General features: G+C 72.6%; 17 protein-coding genes and 1 tRNA gene. 16 read left to right on the top strand and 2 right to left on the bottom strand.

Annotated elements, in window-relative coordinates:
- Nucleotides 1–23 precede the first annotated feature (23 nt).
- From AB0950_RS28155 to AB0950_RS28140, 4 genes are all read left to right on the top strand, one after another.
- On the top strand, nucleotides 24–803 hold the full coding sequence (locus tag AB0950_RS28155) for a type II secretion system F family protein (RefSeq protein ID WP_360154085.1): 780 nt from the start codon (nucleotides 24–26) through the stop codon (nucleotides 801–803).
- Nucleotides 804–909: 106 nt separating this feature from the next.
- Nucleotides 910–1,116: a DUF4244 domain-containing protein gene (locus AB0950_RS28150; protein ID WP_360154082.1), complete on the top strand. Its 207-nt coding sequence runs from the start codon at nucleotides 910–912 to the stop codon at nucleotides 1,114–1,116.
- Nucleotides 1,103–1,477 (top strand): TadE family type IV pilus minor pilin, encoded by a 375-nt coding sequence (locus AB0950_RS28145; RefSeq protein WP_360154079.1) that lies wholly within the window; start codon nucleotides 1,103–1,105, stop codon nucleotides 1,475–1,477. Before AB0950_RS28150 ends, AB0950_RS28145 begins: the two co-directional genes overlap by 14 nt.
- A complete protein-coding gene (locus AB0950_RS28140; protein ID WP_360154076.1) occupies nucleotides 1,474–1,884 on the top strand; it encodes an Rv3654c family TadE-like protein in 411 nt (136 codons plus the stop codon). Before AB0950_RS28145 ends, AB0950_RS28140 begins: the two co-directional genes overlap by 4 nt.
- A gap of 230 nt (nucleotides 1,885–2,114) precedes the next feature.
- On the opposite strand, the gene AB0950_RS28135 is transcribed toward AB0950_RS28140, so the two are convergent.
- Nucleotides 2,115–4,622 carry a DEAD/DEAH box helicase gene (locus AB0950_RS28135; protein WP_366779669.1) on the bottom strand — a complete coding sequence of 836 codons (2,508 nt, stop codon included), beginning with the start codon at nucleotides 4,620–4,622 and terminating at the stop codon, nucleotides 2,115–2,117.
- 79 nt (nucleotides 4,623–4,701) lie between these two features.
- Between AB0950_RS28135 and bldG the strand changes: the two genes are divergently transcribed.
- The 11 genes from bldG (at nucleotide 4,702) to AB0950_RS28080 (ending at nucleotide 21,479) form a co-directional block, all read left to right on the top strand.
- Complete coding sequence (bldG, locus tag AB0950_RS28130; RefSeq protein ID WP_010986038.1) at nucleotides 4,702–5,043, top strand: anti-sigma factor antagonist BldG; 342 nt, start codon at nucleotides 4,702–4,704, stop codon at nucleotides 5,041–5,043.
- Between the two features lie 203 nt (nucleotides 5,044–5,246).
- Nucleotides 5,247–5,675, top strand: coding sequence for an ATP-binding protein (locus tag AB0950_RS28125; protein ID WP_360154069.1), 429 nt, complete (start codon nucleotides 5,247–5,249; stop codon nucleotides 5,673–5,675).
- A 272-nt stretch (nucleotides 5,676–5,947) separates the two neighbouring features.
- The gene (locus AB0950_RS28120) at nucleotides 5,948–8,350 is read left to right on the top strand and encodes a sodium-translocating pyrophosphatase (protein WP_360154066.1); all 2,403 of its coding nucleotides are present in this window, start codon (nucleotides 5,948–5,950) and stop codon (nucleotides 8,348–8,350) included.
- 207 nt (nucleotides 8,351–8,557) lie between these two features.
- On the top strand, nucleotides 8,558–9,190 hold the full coding sequence (locus AB0950_RS28115) for a small secreted protein (protein ID WP_360154063.1): 633 nt from the start codon (nucleotides 8,558–8,560) through the stop codon (nucleotides 9,188–9,190).
- 171 nt (nucleotides 9,191–9,361) lie between these two features.
- On the top strand, nucleotides 9,362–10,882 hold the full coding sequence (locus tag AB0950_RS28110) for a class I SAM-dependent methyltransferase (RefSeq protein ID WP_366779668.1): 1,521 nt from the start codon (nucleotides 9,362–9,364) through the stop codon (nucleotides 10,880–10,882).
- Between the two features lie 457 nt (nucleotides 10,883–11,339).
- Nucleotides 11,340–11,537 (top strand): hypothetical protein, encoded by a 198-nt coding sequence (locus AB0950_RS28105; RefSeq protein ID WP_360154057.1) that lies wholly within the window; start codon nucleotides 11,340–11,342, stop codon nucleotides 11,535–11,537.
- Nucleotides 11,538–11,805: 268 nt separating this feature from the next.
- A complete protein-coding gene (topA, locus tag AB0950_RS28100) occupies nucleotides 11,806–14,658 on the top strand; it encodes a type I DNA topoisomerase (protein WP_366779667.1) in 2,853 nt (950 codons plus the stop codon).
- A gap of 175 nt (nucleotides 14,659–14,833) precedes the next feature.
- Nucleotides 14,834–18,157, top strand: coding sequence for a dTMP kinase (tmk, locus tag AB0950_RS28095; RefSeq protein WP_366779666.1), 3,324 nt, complete (start codon nucleotides 14,834–14,836; stop codon nucleotides 18,155–18,157).
- Nucleotides 18,158–18,369: 212 nt separating this feature from the next.
- Nucleotides 18,370–19,575: a DNA polymerase III subunit delta' gene (locus AB0950_RS28090; RefSeq protein ID WP_366779665.1), complete on the top strand. Its 1,206-nt coding sequence runs from the start codon at nucleotides 18,370–18,372 to the stop codon at nucleotides 19,573–19,575.
- A gap of 120 nt (nucleotides 19,576–19,695) precedes the next feature.
- On the top strand, nucleotides 19,696–21,294 hold the full coding sequence (locus AB0950_RS28085; protein WP_366779664.1) for an alpha/beta hydrolase: 1,599 nt from the start codon (nucleotides 19,696–19,698) through the stop codon (nucleotides 21,292–21,294).
- Between the two features lie 108 nt (nucleotides 21,295–21,402).
- Nucleotides 21,403–21,479: transfer RNA gene (locus AB0950_RS28080), tRNA-Thr, on the top strand.
- A 12-nt stretch (nucleotides 21,480–21,491) separates the two neighbouring features.
- On the opposite strand, the gene AB0950_RS28075 is transcribed toward AB0950_RS28080, so the two are convergent.
- Nucleotides 21,492–23,003, bottom strand: coding sequence for an MFS transporter (locus AB0950_RS28075; RefSeq protein WP_366779663.1), 1,512 nt, complete (start codon nucleotides 23,001–23,003; stop codon nucleotides 21,492–21,494).
- Nucleotides 23,004–23,058: 55 nt separating this feature from the next.
- Here AB0950_RS28075 and AB0950_RS28070 point away from each other — a divergent pair, with 55 nt between their 5' ends.
- On the top strand, nucleotides 23,059–23,859 hold the full coding sequence (locus AB0950_RS28070; RefSeq protein ID WP_360154039.1) for a TetR/AcrR family transcriptional regulator: 801 nt from the start codon (nucleotides 23,059–23,061) through the stop codon (nucleotides 23,857–23,859).
- Nucleotides 23,860–23,892: the final 33 nt, after the last annotated feature.

The raw sequence follows: 23,892 nt of genomic DNA, 5'->3' as shown, positions 1-23,892 counted from the left end.
GACTGTGTGGGAGAGCGGGCGGTATGAGTGGGGAAGTTGTCCACAGGCTGGGGATGGGCGGGGTTCTTGTGCTGGCTCTCGGCTGGGCCGTTCTGCGGCTGGATCTGGTCCGGCGGCGGCGCCGAGCGCGGCGGCGGGTGGCCGAGCTGCTGGGGTCACAAGTGCCGGCGGGCCGACCGCGGTTCGCGGCTGCGGGCGCGGTGCGGCGATGGCCGGCCCCCGCCATGGCGGCGTGCGGGGCGTGGGTGCTGGTCGGCGGGGTGGCCGGAGCCGTGCTCGGGCTGGGCGCCGGGGCCGTGCTGTGGCGGTGGCGGAGCCGGCAACTGGCATCCGGGCGGATGGAGCCGTCCGACACCGCCGAAGCGCTACGGCAACTCCCGCTGGCCGCCGATCTGTTGGCCGCCTGTGTCGCAGCCGGTGCGGGTCCGGTGATCGCCGCGCAGGCGGTGGGCGACGCACTCGGCGGACCTGTCGGTGAGGCGCTGGCGCGGGGTGCGGCCGAGGTACGGCTCGGCGGTGAACCGGCGGACGCCTGGCGGCGGTTGGCCGAGCTGCCCGGCGCCGGGGCGCTGGCGCGGCTGCTGGAGCGTGCCGACGAGTCCGGGCTGCCGGCGGCAGGGCCGGCCGCCCGTCTCGCCTCCGACGCGCGCGCCCAGTGGACCCGCACGGCGACGGCCCGCGCCCGGCGCGCGGCGGTGCTGATCTCCGCTCCGGTGGGCCTGTGCTTCCTGCCCGCCTTCATCGCGGTCGGCGTGCTGCCCGTCGTGATCGGACTGGCGGGCGGGGTGATGGGAGGCAGATGAGACGGACGAGAGCCGGCGAGCCTAAGTAGCCGACGACATCGCGGCGAGCCGCGAAGGAACAAAAGACCGAACGACCGAAAGACCACTGAGCCTCACGGGGGTTGGAATGCACCTGCACAAGAAGATCGAGGAGATGGCGGCACGCCTGCGGCGGAAGGGCCGTGGGGACGCCGGAATGGTGACGTCCGAGTACGCGATGGGGATCATCGCGGCCGTCGGGTTCGCGGTGCTGCTCTACGAGGTCGTCACCAGCGGCCAGGTCCGGGGCGAACTGCAGGACATCGTGAAGAAGGCCCTCAGTGCGCGGATGTGAGCGAGGTGGGGACCAGGGATTCGTCACCGCGGAGGCGGCCGTGGTGCTGTGCGTACTGGTGGCCTTCACCATGGCGCTGGTCTGGGGGCTGCTCCTGGTGTCCGCGCAGATCCGGTGCGTGGACGCCGCCCGCATCGGCGCCCGGGCCGCCGCCCGGCAGGATCCCGCCGACGCGGTGATCACGGTGACCCGGGAGGCGGCGCCGCGCGGGTCGCGGGTGACGGTGGGACGCGAGGGCGACCAGGTCCGGGTGACGGTGGTGGCCAGGCCGCCGGTGCTGAGCGGACTGCCGTTCGAACTCCGTGAGGAAGCCGTCGCACCGGCCGAGGAGACGGCGCCGACGGGGGAGGCGGGGCAGTGAGGCGGGGGCATGCGCTCTGCAGACTCGCTGCGACGAGGAGCCGGCCGTACGGCGACCAGGGTTCCGCCACCGTGTGGAGCCTGGGCGCGATGGCGGTGCTGTGCCTGGTGTTCGGCGCCGTGCTCGCGCTCGGGCAGGCCGTCGTCGTCCGGCACCGGGCGGCCGGCGGCGCGGACCTGGCGGCGCTCGCGGCGGCGGCCCACTGGGAAGAGGGCGGCGCGGCGGCCTGCGCTCGGGCCGAGCGGGTGGCGGCGGCCCAGGGGGTACGGCTGGTGCGGTGCACGATCGTCGGCGAGACCTCGGACGTGACGGCGGCCTCCGGAAAGGGACCGTTCACAGCGGAGGCCAGGGCGAGAGCGGGCCCGGCGGAACCGGCGCCGGAAAGATCCGCGCCGAACAGCCCCTAGCCGGGAGGAGAACCGGCGCCGACCGGACCCGCGCCGGTGGCCTCCCGCGGGGAGGAGGACGGCGCCGTCACCGGAGTGACCAGGCCCGCCCAAGGGGCCCCGGTAGAGCCGACTCGCCCCTGATCAACGGCCAAGCCGCGCCCGCCCGCGGCCACCGGAGAGTTCGGCCGCCCACGCCAAGCACAAGGCCCCGGTCAACCACGAGACGCCGTTCAGCACGAGGCACCCGTTCAACCCCCAGACACCGGCCCCCGTGTCGGCTCCGGCGTCTGCGATTCGGCCGGGTTTTCCTCCGGCGCTCCTCGCAGCAGGACCGTGAGGAGTCGTACCGCACCCCTCTTGTGCAGTGGGTCGTTGCCGTTGCCGCACTTGGGGGACTGGATGCAGGACGGGCAGCCGGCCTCGCACTCGCAGGAGGCGATGGCCTCGCGGGTGGCGGTGAGCCAGGCGCGGGCGGTGCGGAAGGCGCGCTCGGCGAAGCCCGCGCCGCCCGGGTGGCCGTCGTACACGAAGACCGTGGGCAGCAGGGTGTCCGGGTGCAGGGGTACGGACACGCCGCCGATGTCCCAGCGGTCGCAGGTCGCGAAGAGGGGGAGCATGCCGATGGAGGCGTGTTCGGCGGCGTGCAGGGAGCCGCCGAGGATCTCCGGGTTGATCCGGGCCTCGTCCAGTTGGTCGTCGGTGACCGTCCACCACACCGCGCGCGTGCGCAGCGTACGAGGAGGGAGGTCGAGTTTGGTCTCACCGAGCACTTCGCCGGTGATGAGGCGTCTGCGCAGGTAGGAGACGACCTGGTTGGTGACCTCGACCGAGCCGTAGCAGAGGCGGCCGGCGCCCCAGGGGATCTCGGTGTCGGTCTCCAGGATGGAGATGGAGGTGGTGTCGCGGGCGACCGTGGAGTACGGCGGGTTGGCCTGTTCCACCAGGGCGACCGCTTCCTCCAGGTCCAGGTGACGCACCAGGTAGGTGCGGCCCTGGTGGAGGTGGACGGCGCCCTCGTGGACCGTGGAGTGCGCGGCACCCGCGTCGACCGTGCCGAGCAGGCGGCCCGTGCCGGACTCGACGACCTGCACCGGGCGTCCGCCCGCGCCGCGGATGTCGGTCAGGTCGGCGGCCCGCTCCCGGCGCGTCCAGTGCCAGGCCTTCGTCCGCCGGCGCAGCAGCTTCGCGGCCTCCAGCTGCGGCAGCACGTACGCGCAGGCGGGGCCGAAGAGGTCCAGGTCCTCCTCGGTCAGCGGGAGTTCCGCGGCGGCGGCGCACAGGTGCGGGGCGAGGACGTAGGGGTTGTCGGGATCGAGGACCGTCGATTCCACCGGTTGGTCGAACAGGGCCTCGGGGTGATGGACGAGGAAGGTGTCCAGCGGGTCGTCGCGAGCCACCAGCACCGCCAGCGCGCCCTGCCCGGAGCGGCCCGCACGGCCCGCCTGCTGCCACAGGGACGCGCGGGTGCCCGGGTAGCCGGCGATGACCACCGCGTCCAGACCGGAGACGTCCACGCCCAGCTCCAGGGCCGTCGTGGCGGCGAGCCCGAGGAGTTCGCCGGAGTGCAGGGCGCGCTCCAGGGCGCGGCGCTCCTCGGGGAGGTAGCCGCCCCGGTAGGCCGCGACACGCCGGACCAGGGAGCGGTCGACCTCGGCGAGTTTCTCCCGGGCGATCACCGAGATCAGCTCGGCGCCGCGCCGGGACCGCACGAAGGCCACCGAGCGGATGCCCTGCACGGTGAGGTCGGTCAGCAGGTCGGCGGTCTCGGCGGTGGCGGTACGCCGTACGGGTGCGCCCTTCTCGCCGTGCAGCTCGGTGAGCGGGGGCTCCCAGAGGGCGAAGACGAGTTCCCCGCGCGGGGAGGCGTCGTCGGCGACCTCGGTCACCGGCAGGCCGGTCAGCCTGCGGGCGGCGACGGCGGGCTCGGCGGCGGTCGCCGAGGCCAGCAGGAAGACGGGCGAGGCGCCGTAGCGGGCGCACAGGCGGCGCAGCCGGCGCAGCACCTGGGCGACGTGCGAACCGAACACGCCCCGGTAGGTGTGGCACTCGTCGATGACGACGTACTTCAGCGACTTCAGGAAGGAGGACCAGCGCGGGTGGGACGGGAGTATCCCGCGGTGCAGCATGTCGGGGTTGGTCAGGACGTAGTTGGCGTACTGGCGGATCCACTCCCGTTCCTCGAAGGGGGTGTCGCCGTCGTACACGGCCGGGCGTACCGCGGTGCCCAGCGGCTGTGAAAGTTCCTTCACCGACCGGCACTGGTCCGCCGCAAGCGCCTTGGTGGGGGCCAGGTACAGCGCGGTGGCCCCTCGGCCGTTCGGAGCCTCGGCGCCGTCCAGAAGGGTGGACAGGACGGGCACGAGGTAGGCGAGGGACTTGCCGGAGGCGGTGCCGGTGGCGACGACCACCGAGTCGCCGTCCAGGGCGTGCTCGGCGGCCAGTGCCTGGTGCGCCCAGGGGTGTTCGATGCCGCACGCCCGAACGGCCGCGATCACCTCGGAGCGAATCCGGTGAGGCCAGACGGCATGGCGGCCCGCGCGCGGGGGCAAGTGCTCCGTATGGGTGATGCGCGCAGCCCGGCTCGGCCCGGAGGCGAGCCGGTCCAGGACCGCGCCCGGAGACGGGCGCGATGCCGGGTCCGCCGGGGATCGATCGGATCGGTGATTCTTGGCCATCGGCACCGAGTGTGTCACTGGCGTGACGGACAATGGAGCCAAGGCGTCGTGCACGCCTGCCGGTAAGTGATTGAATGCCATCGCGGCTGGCGATGCGTCCCGGGGGCCGCCGAGGTGTCCCCGAGGGGCGACCGCTCGATAGCAAGGTGCTGGAGGATCCGTGGACCTGTCCCTGTCGACCCGTACCGTCGGCGATCGTACGGTCGTCGAGGTCGGTGGCGAAATCGATGTATACACCGCGCCAAAGCTGCGCGAGCAGCTGGTCGAGCTGGTGAACGACGGCAATTTCCACCTCGTCGTCGACATGGAGGGCGTGGACTTCCTCGACTCCACCGGGCTCGGCGTGCTGGTCGGCGGCCTGAAGCGGGTGCGTGCCCATGAGGGCTCGCTGCGCCTGGTCTGCAACCAGGAGCGCATTCTGAAGATCTTCCGTATCACCGGCCTCACCAAGGTGTTCCCGATCCACACCTCGGTCGAGGAAGCGGTGGCGGCCACCGACTGACCCCGGACCGGTCACCGGCGCCGGGCTCCCGTGGGGAGTCCGGACGTCGGCCGGTCCCGTCCGGCCCGTTGCGTTCGCGGCCGGCGCGTCGACCGATTCCGTCCCGGGTCCCCGAGCGGCCCGGGGCACAGAAGCACAGCAGGGGGTGCGGGCTCTCGGCGGCCCCGCCCCCGACCGCACGCCCGTAGTCGCGAGGGGGATGCATGGCCACCGTCGAACTCCGCTTCAGCGCGCTGCCCGAGCACGTCCGGACCGCCCGCTTGGTGGCGGCCGCGGTGGCACGCAGGGCCGGGGTGGACGAGGCCGTCCTCGACGAGGTCCGGCTCGCCGTCGGCGAGGCCTGCTCGCGTGCCGTCGGACTGCATCAGAGCAGCGGCATCACCGCGCCGGTGAAGGTGGCGCTGATCGAAGAGGAGAAACAGTTCTCCATCGAGGTCGGCGACGAGGCGCCGCACGCCACTCCGGGCGGCGCGCCCGGGGGGCAGGACGGCGACGCGGAGGTCGAGGAGGACGAGATGGGCCTCGCGGTCATCAGCGGCCTCGTCGACGACGTCCAGGTCACCACCGGACACGACGGCGGTCTGATCCGCATGACCTGGCCCACCGCACCACCGGCCACGACGCTCGTCTGAAGCGTCGTACCACCACGTCACGAGGGCCCTGCCGATCAGGGCCCTCGGTGTTTTTCCGGCCACCCGGCGACACCCTCCCCAATTCGTGAAGAAATTCACGATCATTGTCAATGCCTTGAGGGCATTACTCCATTCGGGTTGTCCGGAGAGATCTCGATCATTTGCCGATGAGTCGCCGGAGGCGAATTCCGTTTACCGCGCCCTGTTTAGATCACACTGAGGTACCTAGAATCCCCACATCTTGAGCTCAGCCCAAGCGTCAAGGAGGACGAATGGCGGGGCTTTCTACCCCTCAACCGGGTCACCTCACATCCCTCGCAGCCGCAGTCCTGACCGACGACAACCGGATCATCGTGGCCGTCATCGCGGCGGTCGCCCTGGCCGCGCTGGTGGTCGCGGGGATCCTGGTGCGCCAGGTGCTGGCGGCAGGCGAGGGCACCGACAGCATGAAGCGGATCGCCGAGGCGGTCCAGGAAGGCGCGATGGCGTATCTCGCGCGGCAGCTGCGCACGCTCGGCGTATTCGCCGTCGTCGTGTTCTTCCTGCTCATGCTGCTGCCCGCGGACGACTGGAATCAGCGTGCCGGACGCTCGGTGTTCTTCCTGATCGGTGCGGCGTTCTCGGCGGCCACCGGCTATATCGGCATGTGGCTCGCCGTGCGCAGCAATGTGCGCGTCGCCGCGGCCGCCCGCGAAGCCACCCCGGCACCCGGCGAACCGCAAAAGGATCTCACCACCGTCTCGCACACCGCGATGAAGATCGCATTTCGCACGGGCGGCGTCGTCGGCATGTTCACGGTGGGGCTCGGCCTGCTGGGCGCCTCCTGCGTGGTGCTGGTGTACGCGGCCGACGCTCCGAAGGTGCTGGAGGGCTTCGGCCTCGGCGCCGCCCTGATCGCCATGTTCATGCGTGTGGGCGGCGGCATCTTCACCAAGGCCGCCGACGTCGGCGCCGACCTGGTCGGCAAGGTCGAGCAGGGCATTCCGGAGGACGATCCGCGCAATGCCGCGACCATCGCCGACAACGTGGGCGACAACGTCGGCGACTGCGCGGGCATGGCGGCCGACCTGTTCGAGTCGTACGCCGTGACCCTGGTGGCCGCCCTGATCCTCGGCAAGGCCGCCTTCGGCAACTCCGGCCTCGCCTTCCCGCTGCTGGTGCCCGCGATCGGCGTCGTCACGGCGATGATCGGCATCTTCGCGGTCGCCCCGCGGCGCGCCGACCGCAGCGGCATGTCGGCGATCAACCGCGGCTTCTTCATCTCCGCGGTGATCTCGCTCGCGCTGGTCGCGATCGCGGTCTTCGTCTACCTGCCGTCGAAGTACTCGGCCCTCAAGGGCATCTCCGACGCGGCGATCAGGGGCAAGGACGGCGATCCGCGGATCCTCGCCCTGGTCGCGGTGGCGATCGGCATCCTGCTCGCCGCCGTCATCCAGCAGCTGACCGGCTACTTCACCGAGACCAGCCGCCGCCCGGTGCGGGACATCGGCAAGACGTCCCTGACCGGCCCGGCCACGGTCGTGCTCTCCGGCATCTCGGTGGGCCTGGAATCAGCCGTCTACACCGCGCTGCTCATCGGGCTCGGCGTGTACGGCGCGTTCCTGCTCGGCGGTACGTCGATCATGCTGGCGCTGTTCGCGGTGGCGCTGGCCGGCACCGGTCTGCTCACCACGGTCGGCGTGATCGTCGCCATGGACACCTTCGGCCCCGTCTCCGACAACGCGCAGGGCATCGCCGAGATGTCCGGTGACGTGGAGGGCGCGGGCGCGCAGGTGCTCACCAACCTGGACGCGGTCGGCAACACGACCAAGGCCATCACCAAGGGCATCGCCATCGCCACCGCCGTGCTGGCCGCGTCGGCGCTGTTCGGGTCGTACCGCGACGCGATCACCACCAACGTGCAGGACGTCGGGGAGAAGCTCACCGGGCCCGGGGCGCCGCTCAGCCTGTCCCTGGACATCTCGCAGCCCAACAACCTCGTCGGCCTCATCGCGGGCGCCGCGGTCGTCTTCCTCTTCTCCGGACTGGCCATCAACGCCGTGTCGCGCTCGGCGGGTTCGGTGGTGTTCGAGGTGCGGCGGCAGTTCCGCGAGCACCCCGGGATCATGGACTACACCGAGAAGCCCGAGTACGGGCGCGTCGTCGACATCTGCACCAAGGACGCCCTGCGGGAGCTGGCCACGCCCGGTCTGCTCGCCGTGATGGCGCCGATCTTCGTCGGGTTCACGCTCGGCGTCGGCTCGCTCGGCTCCTATCTCGCCGGCGCGATCGGCGCGGGCACGCTGATGGCGGTGTTCCTGGCCAACTCCGGCGGTGCCTGGGACAACGCCAAGAAGCTGGTGGAGGACGGCCACCACGGCGGCAAGGGCAGCGAGGCCCATGCGGCCACGGTGATCGGCGACACCGTCGGCGACCCCTTCAAGGACACCGCGGGCCCGGCGATCAACCCGCTGCTGAAGGTCATGAACCTGGTGTCGCTGCTGATCGCGCCCGCGGTCATCAAGTTCTCCTACGGCAGCGACAAGAACCTGGGCGTACGGATCGCAGTCGCGATCTTCGCGTTGGCCGTGATCGTCGTCGCGGTGTACGTCTCCAAGCGGCGCGGAATCGCCGTAGGCGACGACGACAGCGCCGAACGGGTCTCCAACTCACCGGACACGGCGGTGGTTTCCTGACCCTTCCGGGACATGCCTGCTCAACGGCCGGGCGGGCGGCGCGTGCTGACGCGCCGCCCGCCCGCTGCCGTCCACGGGCCGGCTGTGGGCTCGCCCACGTGGTGAGCCTTCTCTCTCATGGTGTAAAGGGTCACAAAGGGCGCCTTGGGGGGCGTACGGGGTGCGGAGGGTGTGCGTCCGCCGTGTAGGGTCCGTGGGCCGAGAGCCATGGAAGGGACCAATCCGGTGAACAAGAAGCTCACGGCCGCACTGTCCGGCGGTGCGGTACTGGTGGTGGCGCTGACGGGATGCAGCAGCGGCGGCGGCGACAAGGGGCCCGACCCCAAGCTGGTCGCCTGGGCCAAGTCGGTGTGCGACGCGGTGCCCGCCCAGGACGCGAAGATCAAGGCGGCGAACGCGGCGATCAGCACGACGGCCGCGGACACCGCCAAGCCCGAGACGCTCCAGAAGACGGACTCGCAGGCCTTCCAGGACATGGCCGACGGCTACAAGGCGATAGCCACCGCCGTGGGTGACGCGGGCGCGCCTCCCGGCGTCCAGGACGGCGCCCAGCGGCTGCGGGACGTCGTGAAGAGCTTCGACGGCCTCTCCGCCTCCTATGCCGGCCTGAAGAAGCAGGTCGACGCGCTGGACACCAAGGACCAGGCCAAGTTCGCCTCCGGGCTGCACGACATCGCCGTGAAGATGACGGACCTGGAGAAGCAGCACCAGAGCGGCACCGACGCGCTGGAGAAGCTCCAGCAGGGTGACGTCAAGAACGCCATCGCCCAGCAGGCCAGCTGCAAGAAGGTCGCGGCCACGGCCTCGGCGGCGTCCTCGGCGTCGCCGTCGGCGGGCTGACAGGACACCGCACAGGGCCACTCGTACGGCAGGCGGACGGCGGCCCGCGGCACGGGCGTCGGCACCGGCCGGCGAGAGCCGTGCTGAGCCGTGGCCGGGGTGAGCCGTGCCGCGTGCCGGTGAGGCGTGCTCAGGCCGCCCGCGGAAGGTGCCGCGGGTCACAATGGGGGCGTGACTGACTCCGGACTCGCTTCCCTGCCCGCTTCCGACCGGCCCGACATCGCCGCGCGCCTGCGTGACGCGCTGCTGGCCGCCTCCTTCACCGCCGACGGGCTGCTCGACCTGCTCGGCGCCCCCGCGTACGCGGCGCTGGCCCGCAGCGAGACCGTGCCCGCCCTGAGGGCGACCCGTGGCGACACGCCGCTGGAGACGCTCGTACGGCTGTTCCTGCTCCAGCAACCGGTGCCGCACGCGCGCGTGGCGGCCGTTCTGCCGGCCGAGGAGGCCCTGGAGGCCGGGTGGCTCATGCGCGTGGGCGGCGACGAGGTGGCCGCGACCGTGGACGTACGGCCCTACGGCGGCCCCGGCGGCGAGGACTGGTTCATCGTCTCCGACCTGGGCTGCGCGGTCGGCGGGGCCGGCGGCATCGGACAGCGCGACGAGGGCGTCGTCCTGGGCGTCGGCGGCGCCTCCACGACCCTCGCCGGCATCACCGTCCGCGCGCCGGTCGCATCCGCGCTGGACCTCGGCACCGGCTCCGGAATCCAGGCGCTGCACGCCGCGCAGCACGCCACGCGCGTGACGGCGACCGACCTCAACCCGCGTGCCCTGCACATCACCGCGCTCACGCTCGCGCTCTCCGGCGCGCCCGCCGCCGACCTGCGCGAGGGCTCGCTGTTCGAGCCGGTCCGGGACGACGAGACCTTCGACCTGATCGTCTCCAACCCGCCCTTCGTCATCTCGCCCGGCGCCCGCCTCACTTACCGAGACGGCGGGATGGGCGGGGACGATCTGTGCCGCTCGCTCGTTCAGCAGGCGGGGGAACGGCTGAACGAGGGCGGGTTCGCGCAGTTCCTCGCCAACTGGCAGCATGTGGCAGGGGAGGACTGGCAGGACAGACTCAGGTCGTGGGTGCCGCGCGGGTGCGATGCCTGGATCGTGCAGCGCGAGGTGCAGGACGTCACGCAGTACGCCGAGCTGTGGCTGAGGGACGCCGGTGACCACCGCGGGGATCCGGCGGAGTACCAGGCGCGGTACGACGCCTGGCTCGACGAGTTCGAGGCGCGCAAGGTCAAGGCGGTCGGCTTCGGCTGGATCACCCTGCGCAGGACGGGTTCCGCCGAGCCCGTCGTCACGGTGGAGGAGTGGCCGCACCCGGTCGAGCAGCCCCTCGGGGACACGGTCCGGGCGCACTTCGAGCGCCTGGACTATCTCCGGGACCACGACGACGCGGCGCTGCTCGACAGCCGCTTCAGGCTCGCCGCCGAGGTGGTCCAGGAGCAGGTCGGGCTGCCCGGCGCCGAGGACCCGGAGCATGTGGTGCTGCGCCAGCACCGCGGGATGCGCCGGGCCACGAAGGTGGACACGGTCGGCGCCGGGTTCGCGGGCGTCTGCGACGGCACGCTGAGCGCGGGCCGCATCCTGGACGCCATCGCCCAGCTCGTGGACGAGGACCCGGTCGTCCTCCGCGACCGGACGCCCGCCCAGATCCGCCTGCTGGTGGAACAGGGCTTCCTGGAGCCGGTGCGCTGAGCCGGCCGGACGGGGGCCGGGCCGCGGCGCCGGGGGCTGGCGCCCGGTGCGCGCGGGCCCGTCCCTGAGGTGTACGACGGCCTGCGCCGCCCGAGGCAGGGCGCATACCGGTGCCGTCGTAGCCGCTCCCGGATGCCTTCATCGCCCGCGCCCGGATCGTCGTCGTACGCCGGTGGCGCGACCCGGCGCGCACGGCGGCGCCCGCCGTGACGCCGCCCGCGCGCACCGGCGGTGTGCGCCCCGAGATGCCGGCACGCCCGCGCCTGCGCCCTGAGATGCCCGCGCCCGGAAAACGGCCGGAAAATTATGGGCGCCACGCCCACCCAAGGTGTCTTTCGGGTATGTGTTCGATATCACGGTGGCTCTCCGTTCACCCCGGTGTCGCCCGCGTGTCGCCCGCCCGTGCCAGTCTCGCGGCGCGGGCAGGGCCGGACGGCACGGAAGAGGTGGGCGGGGGATGGACAGCGGGCCGGCGATCTTCACGGGAACCGTGTTCGCCCTGTTCGGAGGCGCCCTGCTGGCCTGGACCGGCACCCGCCTCAGGCGCCGCGAGCCGGTGGCCCACGGTGTGAACCGGATCGCATCCGCGGCCCTCGCGAGCGTGGCCGGGACCGCCGCGCTGGCCCTCGGCGTGTACTGCCTCACGCGCCTGTGACATCGGCGGGCGCATGATGGCGCGCGTGCGGCGAGAGTAAGGGGAGCGCCACGCTCCGGACATGCCGCGCGTGGGTGCCCGGTAGTCCGGGCGGCAGGAATGCCGGTAGTCGGGTTACCGTTCGAGTGGCCGTTGTGGGCTTTTCCCGTTTGACACGGGGGCGGGATGTACCGTCACACTCCGCAGCGTCACACCTGCCAGCAGTACGCCGCGACCCCGGGACCAAGGCCTGGGGAGGCCCAAGCGTCGACCGGAGAGAAGAGCGAAGTTGTCCCCGACCAGCGAGACCGCACAGGGCGGCCGCCGACTCGTCATCGTCGAGTCGCCTGCCAAGGCGAAGACGATCAAGGGCTACCTCGGCCCCGGCTACGTAGTCGAGGCGAGCGTCGGGCACATCCGCGACCTCCCCAACGGCGCCGCGGAGGTGCCGGAGAAGTACACCGGCGACGTCCGCCGCCTCGGTGTGGACGTAGACCATGACTTCCAGCCGATCTATGTGATCAACGCTGACAAGAAGGCGCAGGTCAAGAAGCTCAAGGACCTGCTGAAGGACTCCGACGAGCTGTTCCTCGCCACCGATGAGGACCGGGAGGGCGAGGCGATCGCCTGGCACCTCCAGGAGGTCCTCAAGCCGAAGATCCCGGTCAAGCGGATGGTCTTCCACGAGATCACCAAGGACGCGATCCGCGAGGCCGTCGCCAACCCGCGCCAGCTCAACAAGAAGCTGGTCGACGCCCAGGAGACCCGCCGCATCCTCGACCGCCTCTACGGCTACGAGGTCTCGCCGGTCCTGTGGAAGAAGGTCATGCCGCGCCTGTCGGCCGGCCGTGTCCAGTCCGTCGCCACACGACTCGTGGTCGAGCGGGAACGCGAGCGCATCGCCTTTCGTTCTGCCGAGTACTGGGACCTGACGGGCACCTTCGCGACCGGCCGCGCGGGAGACCCGTCGGACCCGTCGACGCTGGTCGCCCGCCTGCAGACCGTCGACGGCAGGCGGATCGCGCAGGGCCGCGACTTCGACTCGGTGGGACAGCTCAAGAGCGCGAACATCCTCCACCTCGACGAGGCGACCGCCCGCGCCCTCGCCGCCGCCCTGGAGAACACCCGCTTCTCCGTGCGGTCCGTCGAGTCCAAGCCGTACCGCCGCTCGCCGTACGCCCCGTTCCGTACGACGACGCTGCAGCAGGAGGCCAGCCGCAAGCTCGGCTTCGGTGCGAAGGCGACCATGCAGATCGCGCAGAAGCTGTACGAGAACGGCTACATCACGTACATGCGTACGGACTCCACGACGCTGAGCGACACGGCGATCGGGGCGGCCCGCGCGCAGGTCACCCAGCTCTACGGCGCCGACTACCTGCCGCCGCAGCCGCGTACGTACGCCGCCAAGGTCAAGAACGCGCAGGAGGCCCACGAGGCGATCCGGCCCTCGGGCGATCGTTTCCGCACTCCCGCCGAGACCGGTCTGACCGGCGACCAGTTCAAGCTGTACGAGCTGATCTGGAAGCGGACCGTCGCCTCCCAGATGAAGGACGCGACCGGCAACAGCGTGACCGTGAAGATCGGCGGCGCCGCCGCCGACGGCCGGGATGTCGAGTTCAGCGCGTCGGGCAAGACGATCACCTTCCACGGCTTCCTGAAGGCCTACGTCGAGGGCGCCGACGACCCGAACGCCGAGCTGGACGACCGCGAGCGCCGGCTGCCGCAGGTCGCCGAGGGCGACGCGCTGTCCGCCGAGGAGATCACGGTCGACGGCCACGCCACCAAGCCCCCGGCCCGCTACACCGAGGCCTCCCTGGTCAAGGAGCTGGAAGAGCGGGAGATCGGCCGCCCGTCGACGTACGCGTCGATCATCGGCACGATCCTCGACCGCGGTTACGTCTTCAAGAAGGGCACGGCCCTGGTGCCGTCCTTCCTGTCCTTCGCCGTGGTCAACCTCCTGGAGAAGCACTTCGGGCGGCTGGTCGACTACGACTTCACCGCCAAGATGGAGGACGACCTCGACCGCATCGCCGCCGGCCAGGCCCAGGCCGTGCCGTGGCTGAAGCGCTTCTACTTCGGCGAGGGGCACAACGGCGTCGGCGCCGCGGCCGAGGCCGGCAACGGCGACGGGGACCACCTCGGCGGTCTCAAGGAGCTGGTGACCGACCTGGGCGCGATCGACGCCCGTGAGGTGTCGTCGTTCCCGGTGGGCAACGACATCGTGCTCCGCGTGGGCCGTTTCGGTCCCTACATCGAGCGCGGCGAGAAGGACACCGAGGAGCACCAGCGCGCCGACATCCCGGCCGACCTGGCGCCGGACGAGCTGACCGTCGAGCTGGCCGAGAAGCTGCTGGCCGAGCCCAGCGGCGACCGGGAGCTGGGCACCGACCCGGCCACCGGCCACACGATCGTCGCCAAGAAGGGCCGCTACGGCCCCTACGTCACCGAGGTCCTCCCCGAGGGCACCCCGAAGACCGGCAAGAACGCGGTCAAGCCGCGCACGGCGTCGCTCTTCAAGTCGATGTCCCTCGACACGGTGACGCTCGACGACGCCCTGAAACTGATGTCGCTGCCGCGCGTCGTCGGCACCGACGCCGACGGGCAGGAGATCACCGCGCAGAACGGCCGCTACGGCCCGTACCTGAAGAAGGGCACGGACTCGCGCTCGCTGCAGTCCGAGGACCAGCTCTTCACGATCACGCTGGAGGAGGCGCAGGCGATCTACGCCCAGCCCAAGCAGCGTGGTCGGGCCGCCGCCAAGCCGCCGCTGAAGGAACTGGGCGAGGACCCGGTTTCCGGCAAGCCGGTCGTGGTCAAGGACGGCCGCTTCGGTCCGTACGTCACCGACGGCGAGACCAACGCGACCCTCCGCTCCGGCGACAGCGTGGAGACGATCACTCCCGAGCGCGGCTTCGAACTGCTCGCCGAGAAGCGCGCGAAGGCCCCCGCCAAGAAGACGGCGAAGAAGACCGCCACCAAGGCCACGGCCAAGAAGGCGGCCCCGGCCAAGAAGACCGCCGCCAAGAAGACGGCGGCGAAGAAGACGACGACGAGCGCTGCCGCGAAGAAGACGGCGGCCAAGAAGACGACCACCAAGAAGGCGACGGCTGCGAAGGCCACGGCTTCCGGCGCGGAGGACTGACGCCGCCGACGTGGGTGCCGCCGACTCCTGGGTTTTCAGGGGCCGGCGGCTTCCTGCTTGAGGGGGCCCTCTTCGGCTTCGCAGAGCGAACGCCTCCGCATCACTTTGGTGTCGGGGCGTGCACATGCCAGGAGCGGCGGGGTGTGGTGTCGGCGGCTGCGGATAGGCTGAACGCATGACGCGAGCCGAGCAGCCAACGGCCCCCACCACAGCTCCGGACGACGCCCTGGTCGCGGACTCCCGCGAGCGCGCCGTCCGTTCCCTGCTGCGCCGCCCGCAGCTGAGGCGCCTGTGGAGCGCACAGCTGGTCAGCGGTGTCGGCGACACCCTTGCACTCCTCGTCCTGGTCGTCCTGGTCCTCCAGGCGGCGATCGCCCAGGGCGCCTTCGGAGGCGGATACCGGGGTGTCGCGTTCGCAGTGGCGACGGTCTTCGCCGCGCGCGTCCTCGCCGCGCTGCTCTTCGGCGCGGTCCTCCTCGGCCCCCTGAGCTCCCTCACCGCCCAGGAGGGCCCGCTCGACCGCCGCTGGACCATGGTCGGCGCCGACGGCGTGCGCGCCGCCCTGCTGATCGTCGCCCCCCTGTGGATCGACTGGACCCCGGACAACGCACCGGCCGTCCTCCTCGTCACCGCCTTCGTCACCGGCGTCGCCGAGCGCCTGTGGACGGTGTGCCGGGAGAGCGCGGCCCCGGCCCTGCTGCCCGGCCCGCCCCCGGAGGGCGCCACAGTACGGCCGCTGCCCGACCACATGGACGCCCTGCGCCGTCTGTCGCTGCGCACCAGCTTCGTCGCCGTCCCGCTGGCCGCCGCCGCGCTGGTCGTCGCCGGCCTGCTGAACAATCTCCTGGGCACCGGCGTGGCCTGGTTCGACCAGCACCACGCGGCCCTCGGGTCGTATGTGGCGGCCGGCCTGTTCGCGGCCTCCCTGTCCCTGCTGACCTTCCTCGAGCTGCCCGCGGTGCGCACCCCGCGCGCGCGGTCCCCGCTGGAGGGCCTGCGCCGCCCGCGCACCGGCACCGGCGTGGACAAGGGCCGTACGGGCGCGATCCCACTGCTCGTCCCGGCCTGCGCCGCGGTCGCCGGGGCCATCGCGGCGGCCGTCTCGGTGTGCGTGCTGCACGCCACCGACCTGGGCGGCGGCCCGGTCCTGTACGGCCTGCTGGTGCTGGGCCTGACCGGCGGCGTCGCCGTCGGCATCCGTACGGCCCCCGCGGTGCTGCCCTCGCTCTCGCGCCGCCGGCTGCTCGCCCTGGCCATCGCCTTCACCGGCATCGCCCTGCTGGCCGCCGGGCTGGTCCCGGACGTCACCACCGTGCTGCTCATCGTCACCCTGGCGGGTGTCACCGCGGGCGTGGCCGCCAGCACGGGGCACGGCCTGCTCGACCAGGAGACCGAGGACTACCGCCGGGCCCGCGTCACCGAGCACCTGCACGCCGTCGTCCGGGTCTTCATAGCGCTCGGCGCCCTGATCGCGCCCGTCGTCGCCGGGCTCATCGGCCGGCACCGGCTGCAGGACGGCAGGTTCGTCTTCGCGCACGGCGGCGCCTCCTTCACCCTGATGCTCGTCGGCGCGCTGCTGCTGCCGGTGGCCGCCCTGGTGCTCGCCAAGGTCGACGACCGCTCCGGCATCCCGCTGCGCCAGGACCTGAAGGACGCGCTGCTCGGCGGCGACGACCCGGTCGAGGCACCGGCGACCAGCGGTTTCTTCATCGCCCTGGAGGGCGGCGACGGCGCCGGCAAGTCCACCCAGGCCGAGGCCCTCGCCGAGTGGATCCGCGCCAAGGGCCACGAGGTCGTGCTCACCCGCGAGCCGGGGGCCACGCCCGTCGGCAAGCGGCTGCGCTCGATCCTGCTGGACGTGTCCTCGGCGGGCCTGTCCCACCGCGCGGAGGCGCTGCTGTACGCCGCCGACCGCGCCGAGCACGTCGACACCGTCGTACGGCCCGCCCTGGAGCGCGGCGCGGTGGTCATCTCCGACCGCTACATCGACTCGTCCGTCGCCTACCAGGGCGCCGGCCGCGATCTGTCCCCGACCGAGATCGCCCGCATCAACCGCTGGGCGACCAACGGGCTCGTCCCGAACCTGACCGTCCTGCTGGACGTCTCCCCGGAGACCGCCCGCGAGCGGTTCACCGAGGCGCCGGACCGTCTCGAGTCGGAGCCGGCGGAGTTCCACGCGCGCGTGCGGTCCGGTTTCCTCACGCTGGCCGCCGCCGACCCCGGCCGTTACCTGGTCGTGGACGCGGGCCAGGAGGCCGAGGCCGTCACGACCGTCATCCGGCACCGGCTGGACACCCTGCTGCCGCTGTCCGAGGCCGAGATCAAGGCCCAGGAGGAGGCGCGGCGCAAGGCCGAGGAAGAGGCCCGCCGCAAGGCCGAGGAAGAGGCCGCGCGCAAGGCCGAGGAGGAACGCCTGGAGCGCGAGCGCCAGGAGGAGCTGGCCCGGCTGCGCGCCGAGGAGGAGGAACGCAAGCGCCGCGAGCTGGAGGAGGCGCAGCGCCGCGAGGCCGAACGGCAGGCCGAGGAGGCCCGGCAGCGGGCGGCGGAGGCGGCCCGGCGCGCGGAGGAGGAGCGGCAGCGGCTGCTCGCCGAGGAGAAGGCCCGCGCCGAGGAGGAGGCCCGGCGCAGGGCCGAGGAGGAGCGGCGCCGCAAGCAGGCCGAGGAGGAGGCCCGGCTGCGCGCCGAGGAAGAGGCCCGCCAGGCCAGGCTGCGCGCCGAGGAAGAGGCACGGCGCCTGGAGGCGCAGCGCAAGGCCGAGGAGGCGCTGCTGCGCGCCGAGGAGGCCCGCAGGCAGGCGGCCGAGGCAGCGGCGGCGGCCGACACGGCGGCCCGCCGTTCCACGACACCCCTGCCGTCCGCACCGGGCGTGTTCCCGGACGCGGCGACGGTCCCGACGCCGGTGGTCTCGCCGGGCTCCGATGAGCCTGCGGGGCGCGGCGCGGGCACGGACGAGACGACGGTGCTGCGGCCCGTGCGCGACGAGGCCGACCAGCCCGAGGGCGGCCGGGCGGAAGGCACCCGGGACCGGCGAGCCGCCCGGACGCGCGAGTCCGGCGCCGACACCGAGGTGACGGCCGAGCTGCCGCAGCCGCAGGTCCCGGGTGCGGCCGATGAGACGGCGGTGCTCCCGCCGGTTCCTGGCGCGGCCGACGAGACCGCGGTGCTGCCGCCGGTGGTTCCGGGTGCGGCCGATGAGACGGCCGTACTGCCGCCCGTGCGGAGTGACGCACCGGCGGACCGGGTGCCGCCCGGCTTCTTCCGGGACGAGCGGACCGCCGCGGGTCCCGACGGCTCCGAGGACCGTACGCGCGAGATGCCGCAGCTCGACGCCGACGGTGCCCCGCGCCGCCGACCGCGCCCCGACTGGGCCGAGGAGACCCCGCTGGACGACCTGCCGTCGCTCGCGGACGAACTGCTGGGGACGTACGACGAGGGGGAGTACGGCGACCAGGACGAGGAGCAGGGCCGCAAGGGCCGCGGCCGGGGCCGGCGCGGCTGACGCCACCGGCTCCGCACGGGCACGGCGGACAGGGCGGACACGGAACCCAGGGCGGCGCGGGTCGGAGCAGCGACCGGCGCCGCCCTTGCCGCGCAGGGCACCGGCGTCACGGCCGTCCCCCGGGTCCCCCCCCGTCCGCCGCCCCCGTTGTCAGTGCCCACCCGCACAATGGATCCCGGAACGCGGAGTGTGACGGAAGGGCGGCGTGATCCATGACGGTGTGGGACGACCTCGTCGGGCAGGAGAAGGTGAGCGCGGTGCTCGACGCGGCCGCGCGGGACGCCGACGCCCTCGTCACGGCCGCCGCGGCCGACGAGCCGCTGCCCGAGGCGTCGCGGATGACGCACGCGTGGCTGTTCACGGGCCCGCCCGGCGCGGGCCGGAACCAGGCGGCCAGGGCCTTCGCCGCGGCCCTGCAGTGCGTGAGCCCCGACCGCGCCCTCGGCGGCGCCCCCGGCTGCGGCTTCTGCGACGGCTGCCACACCGCGCTGCTCGGCACCCACGCGGACGTCACCTCGGTGGCCGCGGTCGGCGCCGAAATCCTGGTGAAGGACATGCGGGACACGGTCCGCAAGTCGTTCACCGCCCCGGCGAACGGCCGCTGGCAGATCATCCTGGTCGAGGACGCCGAGCGGCTGAACGAGAAGTCGGCCAACGCCGTCCTGAAGGCGGTGGAGGAGCCCGCCCCCCGCACGGTCTGGCTGCTGTGCGCGCCCTCCATCGAGGACGTCCTGCCCACGATCCGCTCCCGCTGCCGCCACCTGAACCTGCGCACGCCGTCGGTGGACGCGGTCGCCGACATGCTGACGCGGCGCGACGGCATCGAGCCGGATGTCGCGGTGGCCGTCGCCCGCGCCACCCAGGGGCACGTCGACCGCGCCCGGCGCCTGGCCACGGACCCGGCGGCCCGCGAGCGCCGCGCGGCCGTGCTGAAGCTGCCCCTGCGGCTCGACGAGGTCGGCGCCTGCCTGAAGGCCGCCCAGGAGCTGGTCGACGCGGCCGCCGAGGACGCCAAGCAGCTCGCCGAGGAGATGGACGGCAAGGAGTCCGACGAGCTGAAGGCGGCGCTCGGCGCGGCCCAGGGCGGCCGGCTGCCGCGGGGCACGGCGGGCGTGATGAAGGACCTCGAGGACATGCAGAAGCGCCGCAGAACGCGCACGCAGCGCGACAGCCTCGACGTCGCCCTCGGCGACCTCACCGCCTTCTACCGCGACGTCCTCGCCCTGCAGCTCGGCTCGCGCGTGGCGATCGCGAACGAAGACGCGCAGGACGCCCTGGACCGGCTGGCGCGCGGCAGCACCCCGGAATCCACCCTCCGCCGCATCGAGGCGATCGCGGCCTGCCGCGAGGCCCTGGACCGCAACGTGGCCCCGCTGTTGGCCGTCGAGGCGATGACGATGGCGCTGCGGGCGGGCTGAGACCCGACCCCGGGAGGCCGGCCGGTGCCGTCACCGGTGCCAGGCCGCGGTTGTCCCCCGTACGAGGCGACAATCCCCACGCACCGCATCCGGCACAACGCGGAGCGTTACGCTCGCCTGATGCACACCAGGCCATCCCTCCGCCGGACCCGGGGCACCCGCACCCGGACGGCCCGCCTCACGGCCACCCTGTTCACGGCCGCCGCCCTGCTCCTGTCCGCCTGCTCCGCCGGGAGCTCGACCTCGGCCGGGGAGACGGTGGACGCCGCGCTGGCCGCGCTGCCGCGTGCGACACCGTCGGCGCTCTCGCCGTACTACACGCAGACGCTGCGCTGGCGTGCCTGCGGTGTCCCCGATTTCGAGTGCGCGACGATGAAGGCCCCGCTCGACTACGCCAAGCCCGGCGCGGGAGACGTCCGGCTCGCCGTGGCCCGCAAGAAGGCCGCCGGCAAGGGCAGGCCGCTCGGTTCGCTGCTGATCAACCCGGGCGGTCCCGGCGGCTCGGCGATCGCCTACCTGCAGAGTTACGCCGGTGTCGGCTATCCGGCCGGCGTCCGCGCCCACTACGACATGGTCGCCATGGACCCGCGGGGCGTCGCCCGCAGCGAGCCCGTCGAATGCCTGGACGGCCGCCGGATGGATGCGTACACGCAGACCGACCTGACGCCCGACGACCAGAAGGAGCGGGACGCGGTGGCCGCGGCGGACAGGACGTTCGACGAGAGCTGCGGGGCGCACTCGGCGCGCCTGCTGCGGCACGTCTCCACCGTCGAGGCGGCGCGGGACATGGACATCCTGCGGGCGGTGCTGGGCGATCCGAAACTGAACTACGTGGGGGCGTCGTACGGCACGTTCCTCGGGGCTACGTACGCGGGCCTGTTCCCCGGCCGGGTCGGCCGGATGGTGCTGGACGGCGCGATGGACCCGGCCCTGGACGCCCGGCGGATGAACCTGGACCAGACGGCCGGCTTCGAGACCGCGTTCCAGGCGTTCGCGAAGGACTGCGTACGGCACTCCGACTGCCCGCTCGGCACCGGCGGCACGACCCCCGCACAGGTCGGCGACCACCTGGAGGCGTTCTTCCGGAAGCTCGACGCGCACCCCATCCCGGCAGGCGACCCGGACGGCCGCAAGCTGGGCGAGGCGCTGGCCACCACCGGGGTGATCGCGGCGATGTACGACCAGGGCACCTGGCAGCAGCTGCGCGAGGCACTCACCTCGGCGATGAAGGGCAACGACGGCGCGGGCCTGCTCGCGCTCTCCGACAGCTACTACGAACGCGACGCCGGCGGTCACTACAGCAACCTGATGATGGCCAACGCCGCCGTGAACTGCCTGGACCTGCCGCCGGCCTTCACCGGCCCCGAGCAGGTCGAGCAGGCGCTGCCGGCCTTCGAGAAGGCGTCCCCGGTCTTCGGCGAGGTCCTGGCCTGGTCCTCGCTGAACTGCGCGTACTGGCCGGTGAAGGCCACGGGCGAGCCGCACCGCATCGAGGCGAAGGGCGCGGCGCCGATCGTGGTGGTCGGCACCACCCGCGACCCGGCGACCCCCTACCGCTGGGCCCGCTCCCTGGCACACCAGCTCTCCTCGGGCCGCCTGCTGACCTACGCCGGCGACGGCCACACCGCCTTCGGCCGCGGCAGCTCCTGCATCGACTCCGCGATCGGCGCCTACCTGCTGCGGGGCACCCCGCCACCCGTCGGAAAGCGCTGCTCCTAGCCCCCGCCCCCGGCCCCGGAACCGCGTGCTCCGGGGCCGGTACGAAGCACCCCGGGAAACTGTGTAGACTTACCGACGTTGCCGATCGCACCATGGTGCGGGCAGCGCGCCGCTTTAGCTCAGATGGCCAGAGCAACGCACTCGTAATGCGTAGGTCTCGGGTTCGAATCCCGAAAGCGGCTCCACTCGACCCCAGGTCAGGTATTCGCCGACCTGGGGTTTTCTTGTGCCCTGGCCGGCGCGGGGCGTTGCTCTGCGCGGTCGATGCGGTCGGCGCGATGGGGGACGAGGAGGTCGGCTGTGGCGATCGTGAGGGCCGCGAAGGTGAGGGCCGCCGCGCCGTAGAGGCTGTGGCTCGTGGCGTGCGGGAAGTCACCGTGGGCCGTGGCCAGGCGGTTGTAGAAGAGGGTCGCGGCCACGGCGGTGCCCAGGGACGTGCCGATGCGCTGGCCGGTCTGGAGCACGGCGGCCGCCGTACCGCTGCGGGCAGGGGGTACGTCGGCGAGTGCCAGGGTCTGGTTGGGGCCGATGACCAGGCCGCTGCCCAGGCCGGCCAGGAGGAGGGGGCCGAGGACGTACAGCCAGATATCGCCGTGCGGATGGTGGCCGACGACGGCGGCGGTGGTCCCGAGCCCGAGCGCGACGGCGGTGATGCCGGCGACCACCATGGGGCGGCCGAAACGGAACACGGCGCGTCCGCCCAGCGTGGAGGTGAGGGCGGAACCCAGGGCGAACGGCAGCCCGGTCGCGCCGGCCTCCAGCGCCGAGTAGCCGTGGCCCTGCTGCAGATAGAGCGTCAGGACGAGCAGCAGGCCGGTGTAGCCGGCGAAGTACACCGAGCCGACGGCGCTCCCGGTGCCGAACGAAAGGGCGCGCAGCAGCCCGAGGTCGACCAGGGGATCGCGTCCTGTCCGCCGCCACAGGGTCTCCCATACGACGAAGCAGGCGAGCAGCCCGGCCGCGAGGCCGAACAGCCACCACCGCACCGACGCGGCGCGCTGCTCCTGTTCGATCATCGGCAGCAGGACCGCGGCGACGGCCCCGCCCAGCAGGAGAACGCCCACCAGGTCCAGGCCCTTGCCGGCACGCCGCGGCCCCGTCCTCGGCAGGCACACCACGCCCAGCACCAGGGCGACCAGTCCGATGGGCAGGTTGACCAGGAACACCCAGCGCCAGCCGCTGTGCACGCCGGCCGCCTGGATCAGCAGCCCGCCGGCGAGCGGGCCGACGGCGGTGGAGATCGCGATGGAGGCGCCGTACAGGCCGAAGGCGCGGCCCCGCTCCGGGCCCCGGAACAGCTGCTGGATCATCCCGATGACCTGCGGGTTGAGCAGCCCGCCGGCGGCGCCCTGGAGCAGGCGCGCGACGACCAGCCACGTGGGGTTCGGTGAGACGGCGCACAGCACGCTCACCGCGGTGAAGAAGGCCAGTCCGGCGAGGAACATGGGCTTGCGCCCCAGGACGTCACCGAGTTTGCCCGCCGGCACCAGGGCGAGTCCGAAGGTGAGGGTGTACCCGGAGACGATCCACGACACGTCCGCCGGGGAGGCGTCGAGCCCTCTCTGCATGGATGGCAGGGCGACGTTGACGATGCTGACGTCGAGCAGGGTCATGAAACCTGCGATCAGGCAGACCGCCAGTGCACGCCAGCGGCGGGGATCGGAGGAGCCTGGGTCGTCCGCAGGGCTGTGATGGCTGCGTTGTTCCATATTTACACCGTACACGCCTGTGCTTACGGCGTAAATCCACGGTAACGTTGTACGCATGCCTGCCGATCGCACCGACCGAGCCGCCGACCGCACAGATCGCGCCGAGGGCGCGGACACCGGGCGGGCCGATGGCTCGATGTCCGTCTGGGAGCGGATGGCCCAGTCCCCGCCGGCTCCGCGCCCGGTGCTCACCCATGCGCGGATCGTGGCGGCCGCGCTCACGATCGCGGACACCGACGGCCTCGACGCCGTCTCCATGAGGCGCCTGGCGACGGAGCTCGGCGTCTCCGCGATGACCTGTTATCGGTACGTCTCCGGCAAGGACGACATCATCGAGCTGATGCTCGACAGGGTCCGGGCGGAGATGCTGCTGGAGCAGCCGGGCGGCTTCTGGCGGGAGGTGCTGAGGGCTTCCGCGCTGCGCTTCAGGCAGGTGGTGCTGCGGCACCCCTGGATGACAGATGTCCCCGGCAGGATCCTGTTCGCCCCCACGCCGGCCCATCTGGCCCTGATGGAGCAGCAGTTCACCGCGCTGGACGGGCTCGGGCTGTCCATGGAGCAGATGGCCGACGTCACCGGCGCCGTCACCGCGTACACCCGCGCCAGCACCCATGACGAGATCGCCCGCGCCCGGCTGCGCGCCCCCGAGGGCTGGAGCAGCGGGCAGGAGGCCCGGAAGGCCAACCTGGCCCGCCTCTCCTTCCTCCTCGAGGCCGGCGACTATCCGCTCTACCAGCGATACGTCCGTGAGGGCTCACCCGACGACGACGAGAACGCCCGTTTCGAGTTCGGCCTCGACTGCCTCCTCGACGGCATGGCCACCCGGCTCGGCCTGCCCCCGAGGCCATCCCACTGAGCGGGCCTCGGTATGAGTGGCGCCGGCCCCAGG

It is taken from the genome of Streptomyces sp. NPDC007189 (genome assembly GCF_040703635.1).
Taxonomy (GTDB): domain Bacteria; phylum Actinomycetota; class Actinomycetes; order Streptomycetales; family Streptomycetaceae; genus Streptomyces.
The sequence above is the reverse complement of the archived record's forward strand: the minus strand, read 5'-3'. Positions and strand labels throughout refer to the sequence as shown.